Raw genomic sequence first — 22,819 nt, 5'->3', positions numbered from 1 at the left:
GGGCGCCGGAACGATCGCTGAGCCGATTCAATGCGCCCGCCTGGCGAGCACCTCGTCGCGCGGCCCGGCATCGACGACCTTGCCGCCCTCCATCACCACGATCGAATCGAACCGCGCAAGCAGGCTGGGCCGATGGACCGACGCGACGATGCAGGCGGACGGAAAGGCGGCATCCATGCGATCGAATACCCTGGCCTCGGCCTGCGGGTCGAGCGCGCTGGTCGGCTCGTCGAGCAGCAGCAGCGAGCTTCCCTGCGCCGCGAGCGCGCCGCGGGCCAGTGCCAGCCGCTGCCGTTGACCGCCCGACAGGTTCCCGCCGCGCTCGTTGATGGCGCTGGCGAGGCCGTCGGGAAGGCGGTGCAGCACCTCGTCGAACCCGCCCGTATGCACGGCGCCGGTCAGCGCCGCCGGGTCCACCGGCAAGCCGAAGGTCAGGTTCTCCTCCACGCTGGCCTCGAAGACCTCGGCCTCCTGCGGAATCAGCGTGGCCAGCGTACGCAGCTCGGTCCAGCCCACCGCCGCGCCATCGCGCCGCAGTTCGCCGTGCTGCGGGTGATAGAGCCCGGCGAGCGTCCGCAGCAGCGTGCTCTTGCCACCGCCGCTCGGGCCGATCAAGGCCACGCGCGCGCCTCGGCGCAGCATTAGGTCGATGCCATGCAGGCCGCCGCGCGAACCGTCCGCGTAGTGCACGGTGGCGCCGCGCAGCTCCAGCGTCTGCCACGGGGCATCGGGCACCACGGCCGGCACGGCGGCGTCCGGATCGCCGGGCGCCTCCCAGATCGGCTCGGCGCTGCCGTAGTCGGTATGCATCCGCGCGAAGCTCTGGAAGTTCGCCGCCATCGAGCCCACCACGGACGCGGCCTGCTGTGCGTACTGGTAGATCATGAAGACGGTACCCAGCGGCACCGCCTGCCCCGGCGAGCGCTCCTGCAGCACGTACATCACCACCAGGATCCAGGTCAGCCCCATGCCGAGCAGGTCCACCGCGAACCATTTGCCCTCGTTGACCATCACCGCGCGGCGCAACGGCGCCATCACCGCCGCCATCCGGCGGCCGAGCAGCGTGCGCGACGCGGCCTGCAGGCGCAGCCCGATCACGGTGCCGGCGTTGCCGACAAAGTCGAGCAGCGCGGCGGCATAACGGCGCTCGGCGTCGTTTTCCGCGCGGGCCAGCTGCATCAGCGTGCGGTCGAAGCGCAGGATGATCAGGGCGATCACCACGTAGCCGGTGACCGCGATCAGGCCGCTGGTGCGCGAAAGCATCGTCAGCGCGACCAGCGGGCCGACGAAATTGAAGGCGTTCTGCAGGTAGACGAACTGGTTCTGCGCGAAGTCCGACAGCGCGCGGCTGGACTGCACCACGCGGTGCTGCAGCTCGCCCGAATGCCGGCCATCGCGCCAGGCCAGCGGTGCCGCGGCGATGCGCGCATAGAGCTGGTCGCCCAGCCGCTCGCGCACGCGCACACCCACGTTGCGCTCGAGCACGCGGCCCGGACCGTGCAGCAGCCACGACAGCAGGTAGATGCCGACCAGATAGACGATCCAGCGGCCCGCCTCGGCGATGTTGTCACGCTGCAGCGCGTTGATCGCCTGCGCGGCGAGCCACGGCATGGTCAGCCGCAGCAGCTGCGCGGCAGCCAGCAGGCCCGAAGCCCCGACCAGCTGAACCCGCACGCCGCGGGCGTGATGCCATAGCGCCCGATAGAGATCGCGCGCCGCGCCGGCAAGGCCGATCGCTGGTTTACGGGGGGTGGAATTCGACTCCGTCATCAAGCCCTCATCGTTTTTTGTTCGGTGCCCTCAGGCGTGAACCGTCCTGGATCGACGGCCCGGACGAAGGATACCGCCCCTGTATCGCCAGGCCAGGCATGACCCTTGACCCTCGCGCAAGAATCATTTGCCCGTGACCGGGTGTTTCCACACGCATGCGTTCCCCACAATGGCTGCATCGCACATCGGCATGGCCCGCCGCCACGCCGGTCCGCAACCGAAACCGAGAGGAACCCATGCTGTTTACGCCCTATCGCCTTGGCAACCTGACCACCGAGAACCGCATCGTGATGCCGCCGATGACCCGCTCGCGCGCGGGCGATGGCGGCGTGGCGACCGACCTGATGGCCGAGTACTACCGGCAGCGCGCTTCGGCCGGCCTGATCATTTCCGAAGGCACGCAGATCAGCCAGCAGGGCCAGGGCTACGCATGGACGCCGGGGATCTACACGCGGGAGCAGGTTGCCGGCTGGCGCAAGGTCACCGACGCGGTGCACGGCGCCGGCGGCATCATGTTTGCCCAGCTCTGGCACGTCGGCCGTGTATCCCACACCTCGCTGCAGCCGGGCAATGCGGCCCCGGTGTCGTCGTCCGCGCTGGTGGCCGAAGGGGTCAAGGTCTTTATCGATGTGGAAGGCAAGGGTCCGGCCGGCGGCGCCGGCGAGATGGTCCAGCACTCGGCGCCGCGCGCGCTGACGATTCCGGAGATCCACGGCATCGTCGCCGACTACGCGCAGGCCGCACGCAACGCGCTCGACGCGGGCTTCGACGGCGTCGAGCTGCATGGGGCCAACGGCTACCTGATCAACCAGTTCATCGATTCGCAGGCCAACGCGCGCACCGACGAATACGGCGGATCGCTGCACAATCGCCTGCGCTTTCTGAAGGAGGTGGCGCAGGCCGTGACCGACGTGGTCGGCAAGGATCGCATCGGCGTGCGCCTGGCCCCGCTGACCACGCTGCAGGGCGCGGTCGACGACACGCCTGAAGCCACCTATCTCGCCGCCGCGCACGCGCTCGGCAAGATCGGCGTCGCCTATATCCACATCGCCGAGGCCGACTGGGAAGACGCGCCGGTGATGCCGCCCGCCTTCAAGGAGGCGCTGCGCGAGGTCTATCCCGGCACGCTGATCTATTCGGGCAACTACAACAAGGCGCGCGCCGAGGAAGCGCTGGCGAAGGGCTGGGCCGACCTGATCGGGTTTGGCCGCAGCTTTATCGGCAATCCTGACCTGCCCTACCGGCTGCGTCACGACCTGCCGCTGAATCCGGGCAATCGTGCCAACTATTTCGGCGGCGGCGCCGCGGGCTATACCGACTACCCCGAGTACGCGGCAACCGCGGCTAGTGCTGCCGCCTGACGCGGCCCGTCATCGGCTCAGCAGCAGAGGCAGGCCCGCGCGCCTGCCTGGAGAATCTGTCATGTCATCGGCATTGGAAACATTGACTTCGGGCGGCTTCAGCATCGGCGTGGAGCTGCCGCTCGACAACGACTGGTCGCCCGCGGGCCAGGCCGCGCGCCAGCGCGACGGGCGCCTGCCGGGCGAGCCCGATCTGTCGGCGCATCGCGCGCTGGCGCAACTGGCGGACCGCGCGGGCTTTCGCGCGCTGTGGGTACGCGACGTGCCTTTGTACGATCCGCAATTCGGCGACGCCGCACAGGTCTTCGAGGCCTTTTCCTACCTCGGCTATCTGGCCGGCATCACCGAGCGCATCCTGCTCGGCACGGCGGCCATCGTGCTGCCGCTGCGCGATCCCTATCTGACGCTGAAGTCCGCCACGACCATCGACCAGCTCAGCAACGGCCGGCTGCTGCTCGGCGTGGCCAGCGGCGACCGGCCGGTGGAATACCCGATCTTCGGCCGTGACTTCGACAACCGCGGACAGAATTTCCGCGAGCAGGTGGCGCTGCTGCGCAACGGCGGCGCCGACCTGCCGAGCGGGATCGCGCTGTTGCCGCGCCCCACGGGTCCGCTGCCCCTGCTGGTGGCCGGGCTGGCGCAGCAGACGCCGAGCTGGGTCGGGCAGCATATGGACGGCTGGCTGGCCTATCCCGGAACCCCGCAGGACCATGTCCGCCGCAGCGCGCTATGGCGCGAGGTCGCCGGCGACAAGCCCTACATCAGCTTCATCCATCTGGACCTGCTGGCGGACCCGGATGCGCCCATGCAACGGCACCGCTTCGGCGGCGCGGTCGGGCGCCACGGCCTGATCGAGGAACTGCACGCGATGCGCGAGGCCGGCGTGCGCCATGTCGGCCTGCATTTCCGCCGCAGCCAACGGCCGGTCAGCGACGCGATGGAGGAAATCGCGGCCTACGTGCTGCCGCATTTCCATGCGGAGGCCGATCGGCAGGGGCCCGGCGCCATGGCGGCATGACGGCATGACGGCATGGCGCCATGACCAGCATCGGGCTATGGATGCACCGGCCCCAATCGAACCAGTTCCGGCGCGGGCAGCGGATTGCTGACCCGCGTATTGGTGACCGATCGGAACAGATTGAACAGCTGCCCGCGCAGGCGGATGTCCTGCGACGATGCACCGACCAGGATGTCGAACGCACCGGGCTCCGTCACCCACGCATTGCGCGCGGCATCGTAGTACGCCAGCGAGCGCTGGTCCAGGTAGACCGTCACGCGCTGCGTCTCGCCCGGCTGCAGGAAGACCTTGGCAAAGCCCTTCAGCTCCTTGACGGGGCGCGGTACGGCAGAGCCGGATTGCGCGACGTAGACCTGCGCCGCCTCCGCGCCAGCGACCTCGCCGGAATTGGTGATATCGAACGACACCGCGACGCGCCCGCTGCCGGCGGCAATGCCGGGCGACACGCTCAACGCGCCGTAGTTGAAGCGGGTATAGGACAGCCCGAAGCCGAACGGGAACAACGGCCTTCTACCGCTGCGCTCGAAGCCGCGATAGCCGACGAAGATGTCCTCGGTGTAGGTCATCGCGCTGAAGTTCAGGTCGTTCGATGCCTGCGGATAATTCGCGTAGGTTGGGTTGTCCGTGATCGACCGCTCGATCGTGATCGGCAGCTTGCCGGAGGGATTGACATCGCCGAACAGGATCTCGGCCAGGGCTTGGCCGCCGTTCTGTCCCGGATACCAGGCGTGCAGCGCCGCGCCGACCCCATCGATCCAGCCTTGCATGTCGAAGCCGGTGCCACCGTGCAGCACCGCGATCGTGCGGGGATTGGCGCGTGACAGATTGGCGATCAGCTCGTCCTGGAACTCCGGCAATGTGAACGGATGATCGAAGCCCTCGCCCTCGTATTCGGCGCTGTGGCCGGCCGCGACCACGACGGCATCGAAGCCGGACAGGTTCGGCGGCGCCTGCAGCGACGCCCAGCTGAGCTGCGCGCCCAGGAAACCACCGAACACGGCGATATATCCGGGCCTTGCCGAGTAGTCGAATTGCACGTTGTAGGTCTGGCCCGCCTGCAGCATCACCCGCGCATTGACGGGAATGGTCGGCGGGATGACATTGCCGGGCAGCGGATTGCCGTCGCCGTTGTCCATCACCAATTGCCCATTGATGTAGAGGCGGACGGCCCCGTTCGCACGCGCCTTGAATACGTGCGCACCGCTGACAGTGGGCCGGATGGTGGCGGTCCAGCGCACCGACGCCGGCTGCGCCGTGCCGCCACCGCCATAGACCGGACCGCGGTAATCGCCGCTCTGCGGCGCCCCGCCGGAGGTGTCCAGATTGATCATCGGTTCGACGCGGGTAAGGACCGGCGCGCCGCTCCAAGTCGGGTTGGCGTAGTACTGTGCCTGCACGCCGGATGCGCCGCTGGGCGTGGTCCATGCCGAGCGCGCGGGATCGAGCGTGACGGCATCGAGCAGCACGATATTGGCGCCCGTGCCGGCGATCTGCCGCAGGCCGTCGATTTCGCTGATATACCGCGCCGCCGCAATATGGGCACTCCCGAAACCGGTCGGCGGCGCGCCGGTGGCGAGCTTGCCCACCACCGCGATATTGCGTGACGTCTCGCGGCGCAGCGGCAGCAGCTGCCCCTCGTTCTTCAGCAACACGATGCCTTCGCGCGCCACGTCCAGCGCCGCCCGTTCGGCAAACGGCGGATGCGATTCGCCGGTTGCCGCCGGCACGCCGCCAATGAAGCCATAGGCGACCAGACGGCCGAGAATGCGGCGCACCTTGTCGTCCAGCGTCGCCTGGCTCAGCTGTTCGTTCGCCAGCAGCGCGCCGAGCGCGCCCGGCGAGAAGATGTTGGCGGACGGCCGCTCGATATCGACGCCGGCCACTGCCGCGGGCAGCGTGTGCTTGAGCGCGGCATAGTCCGATTCCACGAAGCCCTTGAAGCCCCACTCGTTCTTCAGCGTCTGTTGAATCGCCGCATGGCTTTCGCAAACCGGATTTGCACCATTGAGGCCCTGGAATCCACACATCACGACGGCAACGTTGGCGTTCTTTACCGCCGACTCGAACGGCACCATGTAAATCTCGCGCAGTGCCCGCTCGCTGACCGTTTCCATCAGGTTGAAGCGATTGACCTCCTGCTCGTTCGCGATGTAATGCTTGGCGTCGGCCCAGACGTTCTGCGACTGGATGCCATTGATCTGCGCGGCACCGAGCACGGCGCCAAGGAAGGGATCCTCACCCGCCAGATACTCGAAGGCGCGCCCCGAGAACGGCGTGCGATACATGTTCAGCCCGGGGCCGGCGATTTGCTGGAAGCCGCTCAGACGCGTTTCGAGGCCTAGGCCCACGCCCATCTGCTTGGCGCGATCGGCATTGAAGGTCGATGCCAATGCCGGGCCCGCGGGATAGGCAACGCCTACAGGATTGCTGAGCCGCACGCCCAATCCTGCATCGCTTGCCTTGATTTGCGGCAGCCCGAGACGCGGCAACGGTTTGATGTCCCATGCGCCCGTGCCGCTGACGTATTCGAGCTTCTCGGCCAGCGTCATCTGCGCAAGGATCGATTGCACGATCGCATTGATCTGCGCGTCGGTGGAAGGCGCTTGCGCGGGGACCGAATGCGCAGCGAGGACGCCCGCGCCGATCAGCGCGGTCATGAGGAAACGAGCACGCATGATGCCTCCCTTGCGCAGCGATGCCGCGGCATTGAAGGGCGCCGAGAAACGGCGCTTAGGGAGACGGTAGTGCGCGCTGCGCGAAAGAGAAGATGCGTAACGTTCCGTTACAGAATTGAACTTTTACCGCGCGGGCTTTGTTGCAAGACTGGATTGGCGCGCGTCGATGCCGTCCTTCTTCGCGTTGATCTATCAGGCAACGAAGCGTGCAGTCCGCAAACACGTACGCCAATTCGTACGCCAACGCGTACGCAGGGACGTACGCAAGTTTGATTCGCCTTATCGAGCCGCAAGCCGACACCGCGGCGCACGCAGTGCGAACATGATGCGAGCAGCGTGCGAACGCTGCTCGGAAGCATCCTCGATGCCATATCGCAGGAGGTAGAGATGGCTCTGCATCGCAGGCGCAGAATCCGCACGGTATGTCGTGCCCTGGTGCCGAAAGGCAGTATCGCGGCGCTCGCCATCGGTCTGTCGTTCGGTCTTGCCGCATGCGGCGGCAGCGATTCCGGCGATTCGTCGGTGGGCCTGAATCAGGCCCCGGCCGCGACCGGCAGCACCGACGGCGGGACCGCAGGCATTGGCGCCAACCCCGCCGTCGATCCCTCGCAACTGGTATCGCCAGTCAGCCAGGCTCCGGTGGGCCAGCAGACGGTGCGGCCGACGGAAACGCCGCCGGGACAGGATCGCAATCCGCCAAGGCATTGAGGCATTGAGGCATTGAGGCATTGAGGCATCGATGCATCGACGGCATTGAGGCACCGCCTTCAGTCTTCGGCTCTCGCCATCGCGGTGCCGATGCGTTTCACTCGATGCTGGCCAGTGGTGCGCCGGCGGCCAGGAACGTACCGGCCGGGGCTTGCCGTGTCAGCCGGCCCGTACGATGCGCGTGGACCTGCATCTCCATTTTCATCGCTTCCATCACGGCGATCAGATCGCCTTCCTTGACCTCGTCGCCGATCGCGACTTTCCATGCCTGCACGGTGCCGGCGATGGGCGACGCCAGCTCGGCCGCGTCGGTGGCATTGGTGGCATTGGTGGCATTGATGGCGCCCCCCCGCGCGGCATCCATAGCGCCGTCGCCGGCCGGCGCATTGGCCAATCCGCGAAGCAGCTGAGCCGGCAAGCCCAGCTCCATGCGGCGCCCGTCGATCTCGATGGCCGTGCGCAGCAGGCTGCCGTCGGGCTGCGGCTCGGCACGCGCGGCCGCGGCCAGCGGCTCGGCGAAATCCGATTCGATCCAGCGCGTATGGACCTTGAAACCGTCCGTGCCGACGAAATCCGCGTGATCGATCACGGCACGATGGAACGGCAGCACCGACGCCACGCCCTCGATCCGGAATTCGCGCAGCGCACGACGCGCGCGCGCCAAGGCCTGTTCTCGCGTCGCGCCGGTGACGATCAGCTTGGCCATCAGCGAGTCGAAGGTACCGGGCACGACCGAACCGGACTGCACGCCGGAATCGACCCGCACGCCCGGGCCTGAGGGCGCATCGAAGCGCTGCACCGGTCCGGGCGTGGGCAGGAAACCGCGGCCAACGTCCTCGGCATTGATGCGAAACTCGATCGCATGTCCCAGCGGCGCCGGGGTGTCGGTGATCGACAGCGGCAGGCCATCGGCCACGCGCAATTGCTCGACGACCAGATCGACGCCGGTGGTCTGCTCGGTCACGGGGTGCTCGACCTGCAGCCGCGTGTTGACCTCGAGGAACGAGATCGCGCCGCTGGCGCTGAGCAGGAATTCGACCGTGCCGGCGCTGGTGTATTCGGCCGCCGCGCAGATGTCGCGGGCCGCGGCGTGAATGCGCGCACGCTGTTCCTCGCTGAGGAACGGCGCGGGGGCCTCTTCGACCAGCTTCTGGTTCCGGCGTTGCAGCGAGCAGTCGCGCGTGCCGAGCACGACCACGTTGCCGTGCCGGTCGGCAAGGACCTGCGCCTCGATATGGCGCGGCCTGTCGAGGAACTGCTCGACGAAACATTCGCCGCGGCCAAACGCGGTGACCGCCTCGCGCACCGCCGAGGCATAGAGCTCCTCGACCTCGTCCATGCGCCAAGCGATCTTCATGCCGCGGCCACCGCCGCCGAATGCGGCCTTGATGATGATCGGCAGGCCGTGCCGTTCGGCGAAGGCCAGCACCTCGCTGGCGTCGGCGACCGGCTCGGGCGTGCCGGCCACGAGCGGAGCCCCGACCCGCAGCGCGATCTTGCGCGCTTCCACCTTGTCGCCGAGCCGCGCGATCGTCGCCGGCGACGGGCCGATCCACGTCAGCCCCGCGTCGATCACCGCCTGCGCAAAGGCCTCGCTTTCCGACAGGAAGCCGTAGCCCGGATGCACGGCATCGGCGCCGCTGCGGCGAGCGATGTCGAGCAGCTTGGGGATGTTCAGATAGGTGTCGGCGGGACGGTCGCCGTCCAGGCCGTAGGCCTCGTCGGCCAGGCGCGCATGCATCGCGTCGATATCGGCGTTGGCATAGACGGCCACGGAGCCGACGCCATAGTCCGCGCAGGCGCGAACGATGCGAACGGCGATCTCGCCACGGTTGGCAATCAGGACTTTCTTCATCGCGAATCTCGGTGCGGGTCTGGGTGCGAATCTCGGTACGGGTCTCGGTACGAATCTCGGTGCGGGTCTCGGTAAAAGAGCGCCCGCTCAGCCGGCGGACGGTTGCAGTTCTTCGAAGGGGCCGATCGGATTGAATCGCAGCCACGCCCCGACCGGAATCTGGCCGGCGCGATCCAGATGGTGAGGCGCCACGGCGCCGATCACCGGATAGCCGCCGGTCAGCGGATGGTCGGCGAGGAACAGGATCGGCTGGCCGCTGGGCGGCACCTGCAGCGCCCCCAGCGCGGTGCCTTCGCTGGGCAGCTCGCCGGTGATGGCGCGTTCCAGCGGCGCCTCGCCCGCCAGCCGCAGGCCCACGCGGTTGGACTGCGGCGTGACCTGCCAGCGTTGCGCGGCCAGCCGCGCGACCGACTCGGGAGTGAACCAGTCGGTGCGCGGGCCCAGCACCACGTCGAGCACGACGTCTTGCTCGATCGTGGGCAGATCGGTGGCGGGCTGCTCGGGCATGCCAACCACTGCACCGGCCGGCGCAGGCAAGACGCCAAGCACGTCGCCCACCGACAACGGCGCGGGCCCGATGCCGGCCAGCGTGTCGGTCGCGCAGCTGCCCAGTACCGGCGCCACGGCAAAGCCGCCACGTGCCGCCACATAGCAGCGGGCGCCGGCGAACGGCTGGCCGATGCTCAGCGTGTCGCCATCGGCCAGGGCCACCGCCTGATGCGTCGGCACGCGCCATTGGCGGCCATCGGTGGTGCGCACGGTCAGCGGTGCGTCGGCGCCGGTGACGGCCAGCACGGTATCGCCGTCGCTCTGCAGTTGCAGGCCGCCGCCGACGGTTTCGAGCGCGGCGCTGTCGCTGCGATTGCCGACGAGGCGGTTCGCCATCCGCAGCGCCGCCTGGTCAAGCGCGCCAGAGGCCGATACGCCCTGCCCGGCCTGGCCGTGGCGGCCCAGGTCCTGGAATACGGTCTGCAATCCGGTGCCCGTGACCTTCAGGGCCGCGGCGCACGCCGCACTGCCCTGCTCCTTGCGCAGCGCAGCCGCAGTCCCGGCGTCGGGCACAGGCGCGTCCACGCGCGCCGTCGCCATGTACGCCGCCATGTACGCCGCTGTGTCCGCCGCTGTGTCCGCCGCTGTGTCCGCCGCTCTGTCCGCCGCATCTTCCAGCGTCGCCATATCGACGAAGCGCACGCGAAATCCGGGCTGCAGCAGCGCCGGAGGCTCGCGGCCGAGATCCCACATCGCCACTGGCGTCGTGCCGATGATCTGCCAGCCGCCGGGGCTTGCCTTCGGATACACGCCGCTGAAGGTGCCGGCCAGACCCACCGCGCCGGCGGGAATGCGCGTGCGCGGCGTACGGCGGCGCGGCACGTCCAGCGACGGATGGCCGCCGCTGAGGTAGGCAAAGCCGGGCGCGAAGCCGGTGAAGGCCACCGTGTATTCGCTGCCGGTGTGGCGGCGCACGACTTCGTCGGGCGTGATGCCGAGCAGCTCGGCGACCTCGGCCAGGTCCTCGCCGTCATAGCGAACCGGAATCTCGATCAGCGTATGGCTGCGTTCGACCCGCTGCGACAGGTCGCGCGCGGCGATGGCGCGGACAAGCGCGCCTGCGCTGGTCGCCCACGGGCGGTAGTGCACGAGAATCGTGCGCGCGGCGGGCACCAGCTCCGCCACGCCGTGAAGCGGGTCGCGCTGCAGCGAGGCCAGCAGGGCCAGCGTCTGGTCCAGGTCGGCCAGCTCGACCAGCAGCGCATTCGAGGAAACGGGCAGGAAACGCAAAACAAGCTCCAGATCGGGCCTTCTGACTCAGGCGAACGCAGACACCTTGACGCCGTCGCGCTCGAGCGCGCCGCGCACGGCGCGCGCCATCTCCAGCGCGCCCGCGCTGTCGCCATGCACGCAGATCGATTGCGCTTCGACGCGCGCCACGCTGCCATCGATGGCGACCACCGTGCCTTCCCGCACGAGCCGCAACATCCGTTGTGCGACCTCGTCGGCGTCGTGCAGCACCGCGCCCGGTTCGCGGCGCGATACCAGCGTGCCCTGCGGCGTGTAGGCGCGATCGGCGAAGGCCTCGGCAATGACACGCAGGCCCGCATCCCGCGCCCAGCCCACCAGCGGCGAGCCGGCCAGCGCAACCAGCGCCAGTTCGGGATTGAACTTGCAGATCGCGGTGATCACGTCGCGTGCCTGGCGCTCGTCGCTCGCGATGGTGTTGTACAGCGCGCCATGCGGCTTGACGTAGCGCACCGCGGTGCCGACCGTCGCCGCCATCCCCGCCAGCGCGCTGATCTGGTAAAGGACGTCGGCGATCAGGTCCTCGCTGGCGACATCCATGTTGCGGCGGCCGAAGCCCTGCAGGTCCGGATACGAAACGTGGGCCCCCACCGCGACGCCGCGCGCCTTCGCGGCCTTCAGCGTCCGCAGGATGCCGGCCGGATCGCCCGCGTGGAAGCCGCAGGCCACGTTGGCGCTGCTGACGATGTCCAGCATGGCGGCATCGTTGCCCATGCGCCAGGCGCCAAAGCTCTCGCCCAGATCGCTGTTCAGATCGATTTGCATGGCGCCGGACCTCAATGCGCGGGCTCGGCTTCGCCCAGCAGTTCGCGTCCGCGCGTTTCCGGCAGCAGCAGGCAGGCGACGACGACCAGCCCATAGGCGCCGGCGGCGAGATAGCCGATGGCGACGCCCAGCGACATCGTCGCGCCCATATGCCCGATCATCGCCGGGAATACCGAACCGACCGCGCGCCCGAAGTTGTAGCAGAAGCCTTGTCCCGAGCCGCGGATATGGCTCGGATACAGCTCGGTCAGGTAAGCGCCCATGCCGGAGAAGATGCCCGACAGGAAGAAGCCCAGCGGGAAACCGAGCACCAGCATCGCGGCGTCGGTGATGGGCAGCTGCGTGTAGCAGATCACCAGGATCGCCGCGCTTACGGCGAACAGCATGAAGCAGCGCCGGCGACCCAGGTGGTCGGACAGCCAGGCGCTGGTCAGGTAACCGGCGAACGAGCCGGCGATCAGCACCATCAGGTACCCGCTGGTGTTCAGCACCGACAGGTTGCGCTCCATCTTCAGGTAGGTCGGCAGCCAGGTCGTCACCGAGTAGTAGGCGCCTTGCATGCCGGTTGCCAGCAGGCTCGCCAGCACGGTCACGCGCAGCACCCCCGGCTTGAAGATCAGCATGAAGTTGTTGCTCTGCCCGGTGACGGCGAGCTTGGCCTGGGTCTCCCGATACACCTTGGGCTCGCTGATGTTGCGGCGGATATAGAGGATGAAGACCGCCGGCAGCACGCCGATCCAGAACAGCACGCGCCACGCGTATTGCTGCTCGAACACCGCGTAGACCGCCCAGAAGGCAATGGCCGACAGGCCCCAGCCCACCGCCCAGCTGCTCTGTACCAGTCCGACGGCCTTGCCGCGATGGCGGGCGCGGATCATTTCGGCGATCAGCACGGAGCCGACCGACCATTCGCCGCCAAAGCCGAGCCCCTGCAGCATGCGCGTCACGAACAGCTGCTCGGGCGACTGCGTGAAGCCGCTGAGGAACGTGAAGAAGCTGAACCACAGCACGGTCAGCTGCAGCACGCGCACGCGGCCGTACTTGTCGGCCAGGATGCCGGCCAGCCAGCCGCCGATCGCGGAGCTGATCAGCGCGCCCGTCGCGATATAGCCGGCCTCGGCCTTGGTCATGCCCCATACCAGGATGAACGTGGGGATCATGAAGGTGTAGATCATGTAGTCGAAGGCATCGACCCCATAGCCGACGAAGGCGGCAAAGAGCGTCTTGCGCTCTTCCTGCGATGTTTCTTTAAGCCACATGGTTGCGCTCACTCGGGATAACGGCAAAACGTGGGGATGCTCGTCGCGCGGTTTGATGACGCCGCGGCGACGACGTCGAGGCAGTGAGCGGGACCGCCAGACAGCCGCCCCTCCACCGCAGCGCTGTTTGGCAAGGCACGTGCCATGTTGATGTATCTGCACGCATTGACTCAACCACCGTGGATGGATTGTTCAACAATCATTCGTTCGGATCGATTCTGGTATACACCTAGGCCTGCATGGCCGAGCCAAGTCGCACCAATCTGGCGCAGGTTGTTGAACAAAGCTGGGGTAACATCCCGCGATACGGGACACGGCTGATACCGGGCCGACCGATGCCGGGCCGAAGTCCCGTTCCCCTTGCAGCCGACATGACAACCAGTTCCGACGTAAGAAACCTGGCCGAACGGGTCACCGAGCAGATCCGCCAGCGCATCCTGCATGGCGACTTCGCGCCCGGGCAGCGCCTGTCCGAAGCCGCGCTCAGCGAAAGCCTGCAGATCTCGCGCAATACGCTGCGCGAGACCTTCCGCGTGCTGACCAAGGAGGGTCTGCTCAAGCATGAGCCCAACCGCGGCGTGGCGGTGGCCATTCCGAGCATCGCGGCGATCATCGACATCTACCGGGTCCGCCGCCTGATCGAATGCCAGGCGATCGCGCAGGCCTACCCCAGCCATCCGGCGAGAAAGCACATGCGGCAGGCGGTGGAAGCGGGATTGCGTTGCCGCGACAGCGGCGATTGGCAGGGCGCGGGCACCGCCAACATGGAGTTCCACATGGCGATCGTGGAACTGGCCGACAGCGAGCGGCTGAACGTGATGTTCTCCCACCTGCTGGCCGAACTGCGGCTGGCGTTCGGCATGCTGCAGGACCCCGAATTCCTGCACGGGCCCTATGTCGAGATGAACCAGCAGATCCTGCAGTTGTTCGAGTCGGGCAAGCTGGCCGAGTGTGCCGCGGCGCTGAACGACTATCTGGTGCAGTCCGAGCGCATCGTGCTGTCGGCCTGCGCCAGGCACCCGGTCTTCAAGGGGCGCTGAGCGCGGGCCCGCGAAGGTGCCACCGCGGCGGCAGCCTCAGAAATCGATCGTCGTCGAGACCAGGAAGGTGCGCGGAGTGGCGAGCGTCAGGCCATTGGCCGAGGCGGAGGCCCAATAGGACTTGTCGAACAGGTTTTCCACCGCGGCGCGCACGGTCACGCGCTTGCCGGCTGCCTTCAGCGTATAGCGGGCGCCGATGTCGGTCCGCGTCCAGGCCGGTATCCGCTGCCGGTTCGCGGCGTCGAGATACTGCGACGTCGAGCGCAGTACGCGCGCCGACAGCGTCAGCCCCGCCAGGAAGGGCGTGTCCCACTCCACGCCCGCGTTCAGGTTGTAGCGCGGCGTGCCCGGGGCGACGTTGCCGTTGTTGGCCGGTTCCGCCGTTTCCCTGAGCCGGCCGTTCAGATACATCGCGCCGGCCAGCACCCGCACGCCCTGCACCGGTTCGCCGAACACATTCCACTCCAGGCCGGTATTGCGTTGCTTCCCGGCGACCGAAAAGACATTGGTGGCCGGGTCCGTCAAGCCGGTGGGCTGCTCGATGCGGAACGCACTGAGCGTGGTCGCGATGCTGCCGAAATCCACCTTGACGCCCGCCTCCAGTTGCCTGGACTTGATCGGCGCAAACATCTGTTCGGCGTTGGCCGCGGTACTGGGCGCCGTGGGCCCCTGGCTCAGGCCCTCGATGTAGTTGCCGTAGAACGAGACCTGCTTCCAGGGCCGGACCACCAGCGCCACCGCCGGCGTGACGGCACGTTCGTCATAGTGGCTGGTGACCTGCCCGGTGGCGTCGAACGAATCGGACTGGACGCGCTGCAGGCGCGCGCCCAGCGTCAGCTGGATCCGTTCGTCCAGCGCGGAAATCGTGTCGGCCAGCGCCAGGCTGGAAAGCTCGGTCTCTTCCGCCTTGGGTACATCCGAACTCAGGCCCGCGAAGGACGGCCGCGGCGCCACGACCGGGTTGTACAGGTTCGAGCGGATCGTGCCGAAGTTCTGCCGCAGATTGCCGGCCTCGAGATGAAACACCGAGGCGCTCACGTTCAGCTGGTGGCGCAGCGGTCCGGTGGCGAAGCGCGCGCGGGCACCGATCTCGCCGGTGTACGCGTCTTCCTCGCGCAGGAAACGGAACGGCGCGCTGGCAAAGTTGCCGGCGGCGTCGCGCGCGGCGACCGCCATGCGCAGGAACTCGTAGCGCCCGCGGCGGGCACCGAAGGCGCCATACACCTCGAGGTCGTCGCTCACGTCGTACTCGCCGCGCAGCGCCACGTAGCTGTCGCGCGTGTCGGCGAAGGTCCAGGGCTGGGCATAGTTGCGGTGAATGCGCGAGGCATCGGGCAGCGGCACGCCCGCCGCCGCGGTCACCCGCTCCTGCGGCGCGTCGCCATTCTGCTGCTGATAGCCGAAATCGGCCGACAGGCGCAGCCGCGTGCCACGGTAGTCCAGCCCGAGCGTTGCCAGGCTGCGCTCCAGCGACTGCGGATCGACCGAGGTGTCGCCGTTCTTGTACGCGGCGTTGAAGCGCACGCCGAACTCCTGCCGCTCGCCAAAGCGGCGCGCCACGTCGGCATGTCCGCCGAAGGTCGAGTCCGATGCGTAGCCCAGCGTGAACTGATTCACCGCCTCTGCCGGCGCGCGCTTGGACACCACGTTGATGGCGCCGCCCACCGCGCCGCTGGGGGCCATGCCGTTGAGCAAGGCGCTCGGTCCCTTCAGGATCTCGATGCGCTCGGCCGCTTCCACCGCCACCGCATAGGTGGGCAGCACGCCATAGAGGCCGTTGAGCGCGATGTCGCTGTTCAGCACCGGGAAGCCGCGGATCGAGAACTGGTCGAAGCGCCCGGCGCGCGGGTTCACGTTGCGCACCGAGGCATCGTTGTTGACGACATCGGCGATGCTGCTGGCCTGCTGCGCCTGGATCAGCTCCTGCGTGTACGCCGTCAGGCTGAACGGCGTGTCCATGATGTCGCGATTACCCAGCAGGCCCAGGCCGCCGCCGGTCGCGACCTGGCCGCCCGGGTAAGCGGGCGCAACGCGCTCCGCCGTGGCGGAGGCGGTGACCGTGACGGGCTGGAGCTCGACCTCCGCCGCCGGCGCTGCCTGGCGCCGGCGCAGCGTGTACGCCCCGCTGCCGGTCGCGGCCAGCTCGAGGCCCGTTCCCTGCAGCAGCCGCGCGAAACCCGCCTGGACGTCATAGGCGCCGTTCAGGCCTTCGCTGCGCAGCCCCGCCACCAGCCCCGACGGGAACGACAGCGGGACGCCGGCCTCGATGGAGAAGCGCGCCAGCGTATCGCCAAGCGGTCCGGGCGGAATCGCGTAGCTGCGCGCGGAAGACGCGCCGCCCGGGGCAGCGGCCTGGGCCAGCGCGGCGTCCGGCACGGCCAGCGTGGCGCACAGGCTCAATGCGGTGCCGGACAGGGCACGGGACAGCGCCCGCGTCAGCACGCCGTGCTTGGGATAAAACCGGGAATTGCAGGAGATTGCCACGAACATGTTCCTTTCCGACACCAGTGACCAGTCGACGATCGGACCGGTGCCCGCTGGGGCGGGACCGGCCTACAACAGGTACACCGGGCGAGAGGAAAAAAGGGGCCACGTGCAGCGAGCGCAAGGGGGGGCCGGGAACGCATGAAGCGGGCTGGCGGCGCATGAGCCGTGCCCGCGGCGCATGCGCCGTGCCTGCGGCGCATGAGCCGGGCTGGCGGCGCATGAAGGCGGGCCGGCTGGCTCGCCCCGGGCCTATGTACTATCGCGAGGAGCCGGCGTCGCCGGGCTCGAGCATGACCCAGTAGCGGGTCCACCGGCGCACCCGGATGCCCAGCGTCTCGGCCAGCAGGTCCAGGCTGCGGTCCGTGTCCCGCAAGGGGAAGGCCCCGGTCACGCGCAGGTCGGCGATGGCCGGATCGCAGCGCACGATGCCGGGGCGATAGCGCGCCAGTTCCTCGGCCAGCGCCTCCAGCCGCAGATTGCGCGCGGCCAGCATGCCGTGCGCCCACGCCGCACCCAGGCCGTCGAGCGCGGCGCCGGATGCCGTCTCCCCGGCGCCGAAGCGCAGCCATTGCCCGCTGCCCACCCGCAGCGGCGCGCCGTCGCGGCGCAGCCGAACCTCCACCGCTCCCTGGTAGACCTCCACGTGGCTGGCGTCGGACTGCCGGCGAACGACGAAGCGCGTCCCGAGCGCGCGCAGCACGCCGTCCGGCGTCTCGACGACGAAGGGCCGGGGCACGGCGGCCGGGTCCGGCTCGGTGTCGATCAGGATGCGGCCCGCCCGCAGCTTGATCAGGCGCGTGCTGTCGGAATAGGACACGTCGATCGCGCTGTCCGTGTCCAGCGTGACCCGCGTGCCATCGGCCAGCCGTACCTCGCGGGTTTCGCCGACTGCCGTACGGATGCCGGCGGTCATCGCCTCCCACGGGGCGAAGCGCCAGGCCAGGCAGGCGGCCGGGGCGCCCACCAGCATCAGGGCGAGCTTGCGGGTGGCCCGGCGCCGCTGTTCGCGCGCGAGTCCCGCCAACGCCGTGCGCCGCAACGCGGCCGGCACGCTGTCGAACGTGCCGAGCACCTGCTGCGCCTGGTGCCAGGCCCGGGCATGCGCGGGACTGCGCGCGCACCAGGCGTGCAGTTCGGCCAGTTGCGCGGCGTCGTGCGGATCCGACTGAATGCGTACCATCCAGTTGGCCGCCTCGGCCAGGATGCTGGCGGGCACCGTCCCCGCCCCACGGTCGCGGCTCATATCGCCGACAGGCAGGCGAGAAAGGCGTCGCGCATCTGCCGCTTCACGGTTCGCAGCGAGATGCCTTGCCGCGCCGCGATCTCCGCGTAGGTCAGGCCGTCCAGCTGCGACAACAGGAAGATCTCGCGCGCTCGCACGGGCATGGCGCACAGCATCGCGTCGATCCGGTGCAGGGCCTCGAGCACCAGTGCCCGCGTCTCGGGCGAAGGCGCCAGCGCTTCAGGCAGCTGGGCGAGGCTGTCCAGGTAGGCCTTCTCCACCGCGCGTCGACGGTAGAGATCGACCACCAGCCCCTTGGCCACGTGGGTCAGAAAGGCACGCGGCTCGGACAGATGGTCGAGTGCGCGTGGGCCGGCATAGACCCGGAGGAAGGTGTCGTGCGCCACATCGGCCGCCTCGCAGTCGTTGCCGAGGCGCTTGCGCAGCCAGCCATGGAGCCAGCCGTGATGATCGCAATAGAGTGCGTGCAGTGTCGTGCTTCGGCTCGGAGCGGGCATGGGCGGAACAGGATGGGAACGGCCAGAAAACCGCGCAGATGATAATACATCTCATTTCCCGGCAGACGATTTCTTGCGCCCTGCCCTACATCACCCGTCCGAACCACCACAGCGACAGCAGCGCCGCACCCGCCGCCAGCACCGCGCCAAGCGCGGCGAACAGTGCGGTGATTTCCGCCTGCTCGGTCTTGCCTAGCGTCAGCTTGGCGTTGATCGCGCGATACACCTGCTTGAGCCTGGCGGCGTCCTCCAGCCGGAAGTATTCGGCGCCGGTGGTATTGGCCACTTCCTTCAGCACGGCCTCGTCGAGCTTGACGCGCGCCGACCAGCCGTCCGCCGACAGCACGACGCCCTGGGTCGTGCCCACGCCGACGGTATAGACGCGCACCCCATAGGAGGCCGCCAGTTCGGCCGCCTGCACCGCGGTCGGACCGGCGTTGCTTTCGCCGTCGGAGAACACGACGATCGCGCCGGCGGCATAGGAGCCCGGGGCGGCGGCGCCCTCTTGGTCGGCAGAGTTTTGTCCTCCTCCCTGGCCCGCGCCCGGGCTCGCTCCCTGCCCCAATCCCGCTGCGCCGAACGGGTTGCCGAGCGCGCCGCGTTTCTTCAGCGGCGAGGCATCGCCATCCATCAGGCGTCCGGCGTCCTCGGTCGCTTCCGGCCGCAACGCCGTCAGCGCGATCAGCAGGCCGTTGCCCAGCGCGGTGCCACCCTGTGGCTGCAGGCGGTCGATGGCCGTGGCCACGTCCTGCTTCGTGCGGCTCGGCGCCTGCGCGACGGCCGATGTTCCCGCCATCGCAACCAGGCCGACGCTGACGCCCGCGGGCTTCGCCTCGAGCAGCCCCTTGGCGGCCTGTTGCGCGGCGCGCAGCCGGTTCGGTTGCACGTCCTTCGCGCGCATGCTGCCGGACAGGTCGATGACCAGCATCACGGTCTCGATGCGCGAGGGCAGCACCAGCAGCGCATGCGGCCGCGAGATCGCGACGATCAATGCGGTCAAGGCGAGCAGGATCAGCACCGGGGACACATGCCGGCGCCAGCCTGCGACGCCGCGGTTGGCGAAGCCGACGGTCTTCAGGGCGGGATAGTGAACCGCCGCGCGCCGGCGCCGTGCGTCCAGCCACAGGTAGGCGAGAGCCAGCACGGGGACCAGCGCCAGCAGCCACAGCATCCTGGGCCACAGGAAGCTGATGGCGGGCAGCCGGGTGATCGCCTCGCTCACGCCGTCCATGCGGCCCCCTTCTTCGCTTCCTTGCTTGCCCCCGCATTCGCGCCCGCAATTGCGCCCGCATTGCCCCCCGCGCTGGGGCCCGCGTTGCCGGCTTTCGGCGCCGTGCCCTTTGCCGTGCCCTTCGCCGTGCCTTGCCGATGACGACGCTGCCGCGAGAACTCCAGCAGGGCCAGGTCCAGCCGGGCATCGGTCGACAGCGTCAGGCAATCCACGCCGGCCCGGGCAAAGCCCAGCCGCAGTTCTTCCTCGCGCGCCTGCGCGGCCGCCACGAAGCGCTTGCGAAAGGCCGGATCGTGCGTGTCGACGAACATCTGCTCGCCGGTCTCGGCGTCCTGCAGCACCAGCAAACCCAGATCGGGCAGCGCCTGCTCCAGGGGATCGACCAGCCGCACGGCGACCACCTCATGACGCCTGGCCAGCATGGCGAGCGAGGCCTGCCAGCCTGGGTCGCTGATGAAGTCCGACACCACGAACACCACCGATCGCCGCCTGGCGACCGCCCGTGCATGGTCGAGCAGGCCGCGCAACCGAGTGTGGCCCGGCGAGGCGGCCGGCGTGGCGTGCATGCGGTCGAGCAGGTGCAGCAATTGCCGGCGCCCGGCACGCGCGGGCACCACCGACGCGGTCATGTCGGCCGCCCCGTTGTAGAGCACGGCGCCGACGCGGTTGCCATAGCGCGTCAGCAGCAGCGCCATCACGGTGGTGAAATCGCTCAGCAGGTCGCGCTTGCGGACCTCGCCCGAGCCGAACTCGACGGAGCCGCTCAGGTCGAGCAGGAACCACGCCGCGATCTCCCGATCCTCCTGGAACATCCGCACATGCGGCGTCTGCAGCCGGGCGGTCACGTTCCAGTCGATGTGCCGGACGTCGTCGCCGGCCTGGTATTCGCGCAGGTCGGCCAGGTCCAGCCCGAAGCCGCGAAACAGCGTGCGGTAGTCGCCCTGCAGCATGCCGTCGAGGCGGCGCACCACGGTCCATTCCATGCGGCGCAGCAAGGCATCGGTGCGGCCGGCGCCGACACCGCGCGGCGCGCCGGGCGCGGCCTTGTCCGAAGCGGCGTCCGGGCCGGACCGGCGCCTACCGCGCAGCCGCCCGAACATGGGATTCCAGCGGACGTTCGGGAACCGGCATGGCCTGCACGATGCGGCCGATCAAGGCATCTGGGGTGATGCCGTCGGACATCGCCTCGTAGGACAGCGACAGCCGATGGCGCAACACGTCGGGCACCAGATCGATCACGTCTTCCGGCACCGCATAGTGGCGGCCGCGCAGCAGCGCCAGCGCGCGCGCGCCTTCGATCAGGCCGATGGTGGCGCGCGGACTGGCGCCGAAGGTCACGTAACGGTCCAGATCGTCGAGCCCGTAGCTGGCCGGCCGGCGCGTGGCCGAGACCACGCGCACCGCGTACTGGATCAGGCCGGGATCGACGTACACCGCGCGGCATTCCTCCTGCAGCGCGGTCAGCTGCTCGGGCGTGGCGATCGGGCTCACGTCGATCCGCGGACCGGTGACGCGGTTGACGATCACGACCTCTTCGTCCTCGCTCGGATAACCCACCAGCACCTTCATCATGAAGCGGTCGACCTGCGCCTCCGGCAGCGGATAGGTGCCTTCGGTCTCGATCGGGTTCTGCGTGGCCATGACCAGGAAGGGCATCGGCACCCGATGGGTTTCGCCAGCGATGGTGACCTGCTTTTCCTGCATCACCTCGAGCAATGCGCTCTGCACCTTGGCCGGCGCGCGGTTGATCTCGTCGGCCAGCAGCAGATTGGCGAAGACCGGCCCGCGCACCGTGGAAAACTCGCCGGTCCCCTGGTGGTACATGCGCGTGCCGACCAGGTCGGCCGGCAGCAGGTCCGGCGTGAACTGGATCCGCTTGAAGGTCCCGCGCATCGTTCTCGCCAGCGTATTGACGGTCAGCGTCTTGGCCAGCCCCGGCACGCCTTCCACCAGCAGATGCCCGCCGGCAAGGATCGCCACCAGCACCCGCTCGAGAAAATGGTCCTGGCCTACGACCACGCGTTTGACCTCGTACAGCAGGCGCTCCATCAGGTTGGCGGTTTCGATGGCGTCCCGGGCTTGGTCGTTCATGGGCCTCTCGCTGTGGTGTGGAATTCTGTAGGGAAGGCTAGAAGGGCGAAGCGCCGACGGAGCCGCCCGCGCTTTCGATGGTGATGGCAAACCCGATGCCAAGGAAATTGCCGCTCTGGTTGGGATTGAGGATGGCGGTGACGATTCCCACCACCTCGCCCTTCATGTTGACCAGCGGCCCGCCCGAGTTGCCCGGATTGGCGGCGGCATCGAACTGGATCAGCTTGTCCAGCTGCTGCTTCTCGTCGGGGGACACGAACTGCCGGTCGAGCCCGGACACCACGCCGGCCGTCACCGACGGGCCGATGCCGAACGGAAAGCCGACCGCGACCACCTCGCTGCCCGGCGCCAGTTCGCGGCTGGAACCGAGCGTCGCGGGCGGCAGGTCGTCGGGAATCGATCTGGGCTGCAGGATGGCGAGGTCCTTCTCCGGCACGGCCTGCAGCACGGTGGCCTCGGCGGTATGCCCGTCGTGGAAGCGGACCTCGACGCGGCGGGCGCCGGCGACGACGTGGTAGTTGGTCAGGATCACGCCGCTTTCGGTGACGACCACGCCGGTGCCAATGTGCCGGCCGTCGGGCAAGGCGTCGGGCGCGACCTTGTCGCTGGGGGCCTTGTCGCTGGGGGCCTTGTCGCCGGGGGCCTTGCCCTTTGCGGTCTCGTCGCGCGGCGTGCGTTTGGAAGGGGCGGAGGATTCGGGCGGCCTGGCGGGGCGATCGCGTCCTGCCTTGTCGGCGCGCGGCTTTTCCGCGGCGGTATCGGCGGCCGGATAGCTGCGGACCTCGACCACCGACTGGCGGATCGCCTCGGCGGCGCGGGCGGCGCGCGAAGGCAGGTCCTTGTTGTTCAGCGTGTGGAGCACGGCCGAATCGATGTCCGACTGCGTCAAGACGCGCTGTTTCGGCTGCAACAGCCAGGCGGAGCCGATGCCGGCGGCGAAGACGAGTGCGATCGCCGCCAAGGCTGTTCCGTAGATCGTCACCCGTTTCATCGCCGCCCCGAGTTCACGCGTCGGAAACTAC

General features: G+C 68.7%; 17 protein-coding genes. 4 read left to right on the top strand and 13 right to left on the bottom strand.

The features are described from left to right. Nucleotides 1-27: 27 nt before the first annotated feature. The gene (locus F1599_RS17725; RefSeq protein WP_150083951.1) at nucleotides 28-1,770 is read right to left on the bottom strand and encodes an ATP-binding cassette domain-containing protein; all 1,743 of its coding nucleotides are present in this window, start codon (nucleotides 1,768-1,770) and stop codon (nucleotides 28-30) included. Nucleotides 1,771-2,006: 236 nt separating this feature from the next. Between F1599_RS17725 and F1599_RS17720 the strand changes: the two genes are divergently transcribed. Both F1599_RS17720 and F1599_RS17715 read left to right on the top strand, forming a co-directional pair. Next, a complete protein-coding gene (locus F1599_RS17720; RefSeq protein ID WP_150083950.1) occupies nucleotides 2,007-3,131 on the top strand; it encodes an alkene reductase in 1,125 nt (374 codons plus the stop codon). Nucleotides 3,132-3,192: 61 nt separating this feature from the next. Beyond that, the gene (locus F1599_RS17715; RefSeq protein WP_150083949.1) at nucleotides 3,193-4,149 is read left to right on the top strand and encodes a TIGR03571 family LLM class oxidoreductase; all 957 of its coding nucleotides are present in this window, start codon (nucleotides 3,193-3,195) and stop codon (nucleotides 4,147-4,149) included. Nucleotides 4,150-4,184: 35 nt separating this feature from the next. On the opposite strand, the gene F1599_RS17710 is transcribed toward F1599_RS17715, so the two are convergent. After that, nucleotides 4,185-6,824 carry a beta-glucosidase gene (locus tag F1599_RS17710; RefSeq protein WP_149315912.1) on the bottom strand — a complete coding sequence of 880 codons (2,640 nt, stop codon included), beginning with the start codon at nucleotides 6,822-6,824 and terminating at the stop codon, nucleotides 4,185-4,187. A gap of 387 nt (nucleotides 6,825-7,211) precedes the next feature. On the opposite strand from F1599_RS17710, the gene F1599_RS17705 reads away from it, so the two are divergent. Then, nucleotides 7,212-7,532: a hypothetical protein gene (locus F1599_RS17705; protein ID WP_149315913.1), complete on the top strand. Its 321-nt coding sequence runs from the start codon at nucleotides 7,212-7,214 to the stop codon at nucleotides 7,530-7,532. A 97-nt stretch (nucleotides 7,533-7,629) separates the two neighbouring features. On the opposite strand, the gene F1599_RS17700 is transcribed toward F1599_RS17705, so the two are convergent. The 4 genes from F1599_RS17700 to F1599_RS17680 form a co-directional block, all read right to left on the bottom strand. Beyond that, nucleotides 7,630-9,387: an acetyl/propionyl/methylcrotonyl-CoA carboxylase subunit alpha gene (locus F1599_RS17700; protein ID WP_150083948.1), complete on the bottom strand. Its 1,758-nt coding sequence runs from the start codon at nucleotides 9,385-9,387 to the stop codon at nucleotides 7,630-7,632. Nucleotides 9,388-9,474: 87 nt separating this feature from the next. After that, on the bottom strand, nucleotides 9,475-11,166 hold the full coding sequence (gene pxpB, locus F1599_RS17690) for a 5-oxoprolinase subunit PxpB (RefSeq protein ID WP_150083946.1): 1,692 nt from the start codon (nucleotides 11,164-11,166) through the stop codon (nucleotides 9,475-9,477). A 27-nt stretch (nucleotides 11,167-11,193) separates the two neighbouring features. Beyond that, nucleotides 11,194-11,949 (bottom strand): LamB/YcsF family protein, encoded by a 756-nt coding sequence (locus F1599_RS17685; protein ID WP_150083945.1) that lies wholly within the window; start codon nucleotides 11,947-11,949, stop codon nucleotides 11,194-11,196. Between the two features lie 11 nt (nucleotides 11,950-11,960). Next, complete coding sequence (locus F1599_RS17680) at nucleotides 11,961-13,208, bottom strand: MFS transporter (protein WP_150083944.1); 1,248 nt, start codon at nucleotides 13,206-13,208, stop codon at nucleotides 11,961-11,963. Nucleotides 13,209-13,579: 371 nt separating this feature from the next. Here F1599_RS17680 and F1599_RS17675 point away from each other — a divergent pair, with 371 nt between their 5' ends. Then, nucleotides 13,580-14,248, top strand: a complete 669-nt coding sequence (locus F1599_RS17675; RefSeq protein WP_149315919.1) for a GntR family transcriptional regulator — start codon at nucleotides 13,580-13,582, stop codon at nucleotides 14,246-14,248. Nucleotides 14,249-14,284: 36 nt separating this feature from the next. Here the strand turns inward: F1599_RS17675 and F1599_RS17670 are convergent, their stop codons facing one another. The 7 genes from F1599_RS17670 to F1599_RS17640 all read right to left on the bottom strand — a co-directional run bounded on the left by F1599_RS17670 (nucleotide 14,285) and on the right by F1599_RS17640 (nucleotide 22,788). Continuing rightward, nucleotides 14,285-16,738: a TonB-dependent receptor gene (locus F1599_RS17670; protein WP_150083943.1), complete on the bottom strand. Its 2,454-nt coding sequence runs from the start codon at nucleotides 16,736-16,738 to the stop codon at nucleotides 14,285-14,287. A gap of 253 nt (nucleotides 16,739-16,991) precedes the next feature. After that, nucleotides 16,992-17,978: a FecR domain-containing protein gene (locus tag F1599_RS17665; protein ID WP_150083942.1), complete on the bottom strand. Its 987-nt coding sequence runs from the start codon at nucleotides 17,976-17,978 to the stop codon at nucleotides 16,992-16,994. Next, nucleotides 17,975-18,475, bottom strand: coding sequence for a sigma-70 family RNA polymerase sigma factor (locus F1599_RS17660; RefSeq protein WP_149315922.1), 501 nt, complete (start codon nucleotides 18,473-18,475; stop codon nucleotides 17,975-17,977). Before F1599_RS17660 ends, F1599_RS17665 begins: the two co-directional genes overlap by 4 nt. Nucleotides 18,476-18,560: 85 nt before the next feature. Beyond that, a complete protein-coding gene (locus tag F1599_RS17655) occupies nucleotides 18,561-19,697 on the bottom strand; it encodes a vWA domain-containing protein (protein ID WP_150083997.1) in 1,137 nt (378 codons plus the stop codon). Then, complete coding sequence (locus tag F1599_RS17650) at nucleotides 19,694-20,806, bottom strand: DUF58 domain-containing protein (RefSeq protein WP_150083941.1); 1,113 nt, start codon at nucleotides 20,804-20,806, stop codon at nucleotides 19,694-19,696. Before F1599_RS17650 ends, F1599_RS17655 begins: the two co-directional genes overlap by 4 nt. After that, nucleotides 20,784-21,797 (bottom strand): AAA family ATPase, encoded by a 1,014-nt coding sequence (locus F1599_RS17645; protein ID WP_149315924.1) that lies wholly within the window; start codon nucleotides 21,795-21,797, stop codon nucleotides 20,784-20,786. The genes F1599_RS17650 and F1599_RS17645 overlap by 23 nt, the downstream gene beginning before the upstream one ends. Nucleotides 21,798-21,834: 37 nt before the next feature. Next, on the bottom strand, nucleotides 21,835-22,788 hold the full coding sequence (locus F1599_RS17640; RefSeq protein WP_150083940.1) for a S1C family serine protease: 954 nt from the start codon (nucleotides 22,786-22,788) through the stop codon (nucleotides 21,835-21,837). Nucleotides 22,789-22,819: the final 31 nt, after the last annotated feature.

It is taken from the genome of Cupriavidus cauae (genome assembly GCF_008632125.1).
In the GTDB taxonomy this organism is placed as follows: Bacteria; Pseudomonadota; Gammaproteobacteria; order Burkholderiales; family Burkholderiaceae; genus Cupriavidus; species Cupriavidus cauae.
The sequence above is the reverse complement of the archived record's forward strand: the minus strand, read 5'-3'. Positions and strand labels throughout refer to the sequence as shown.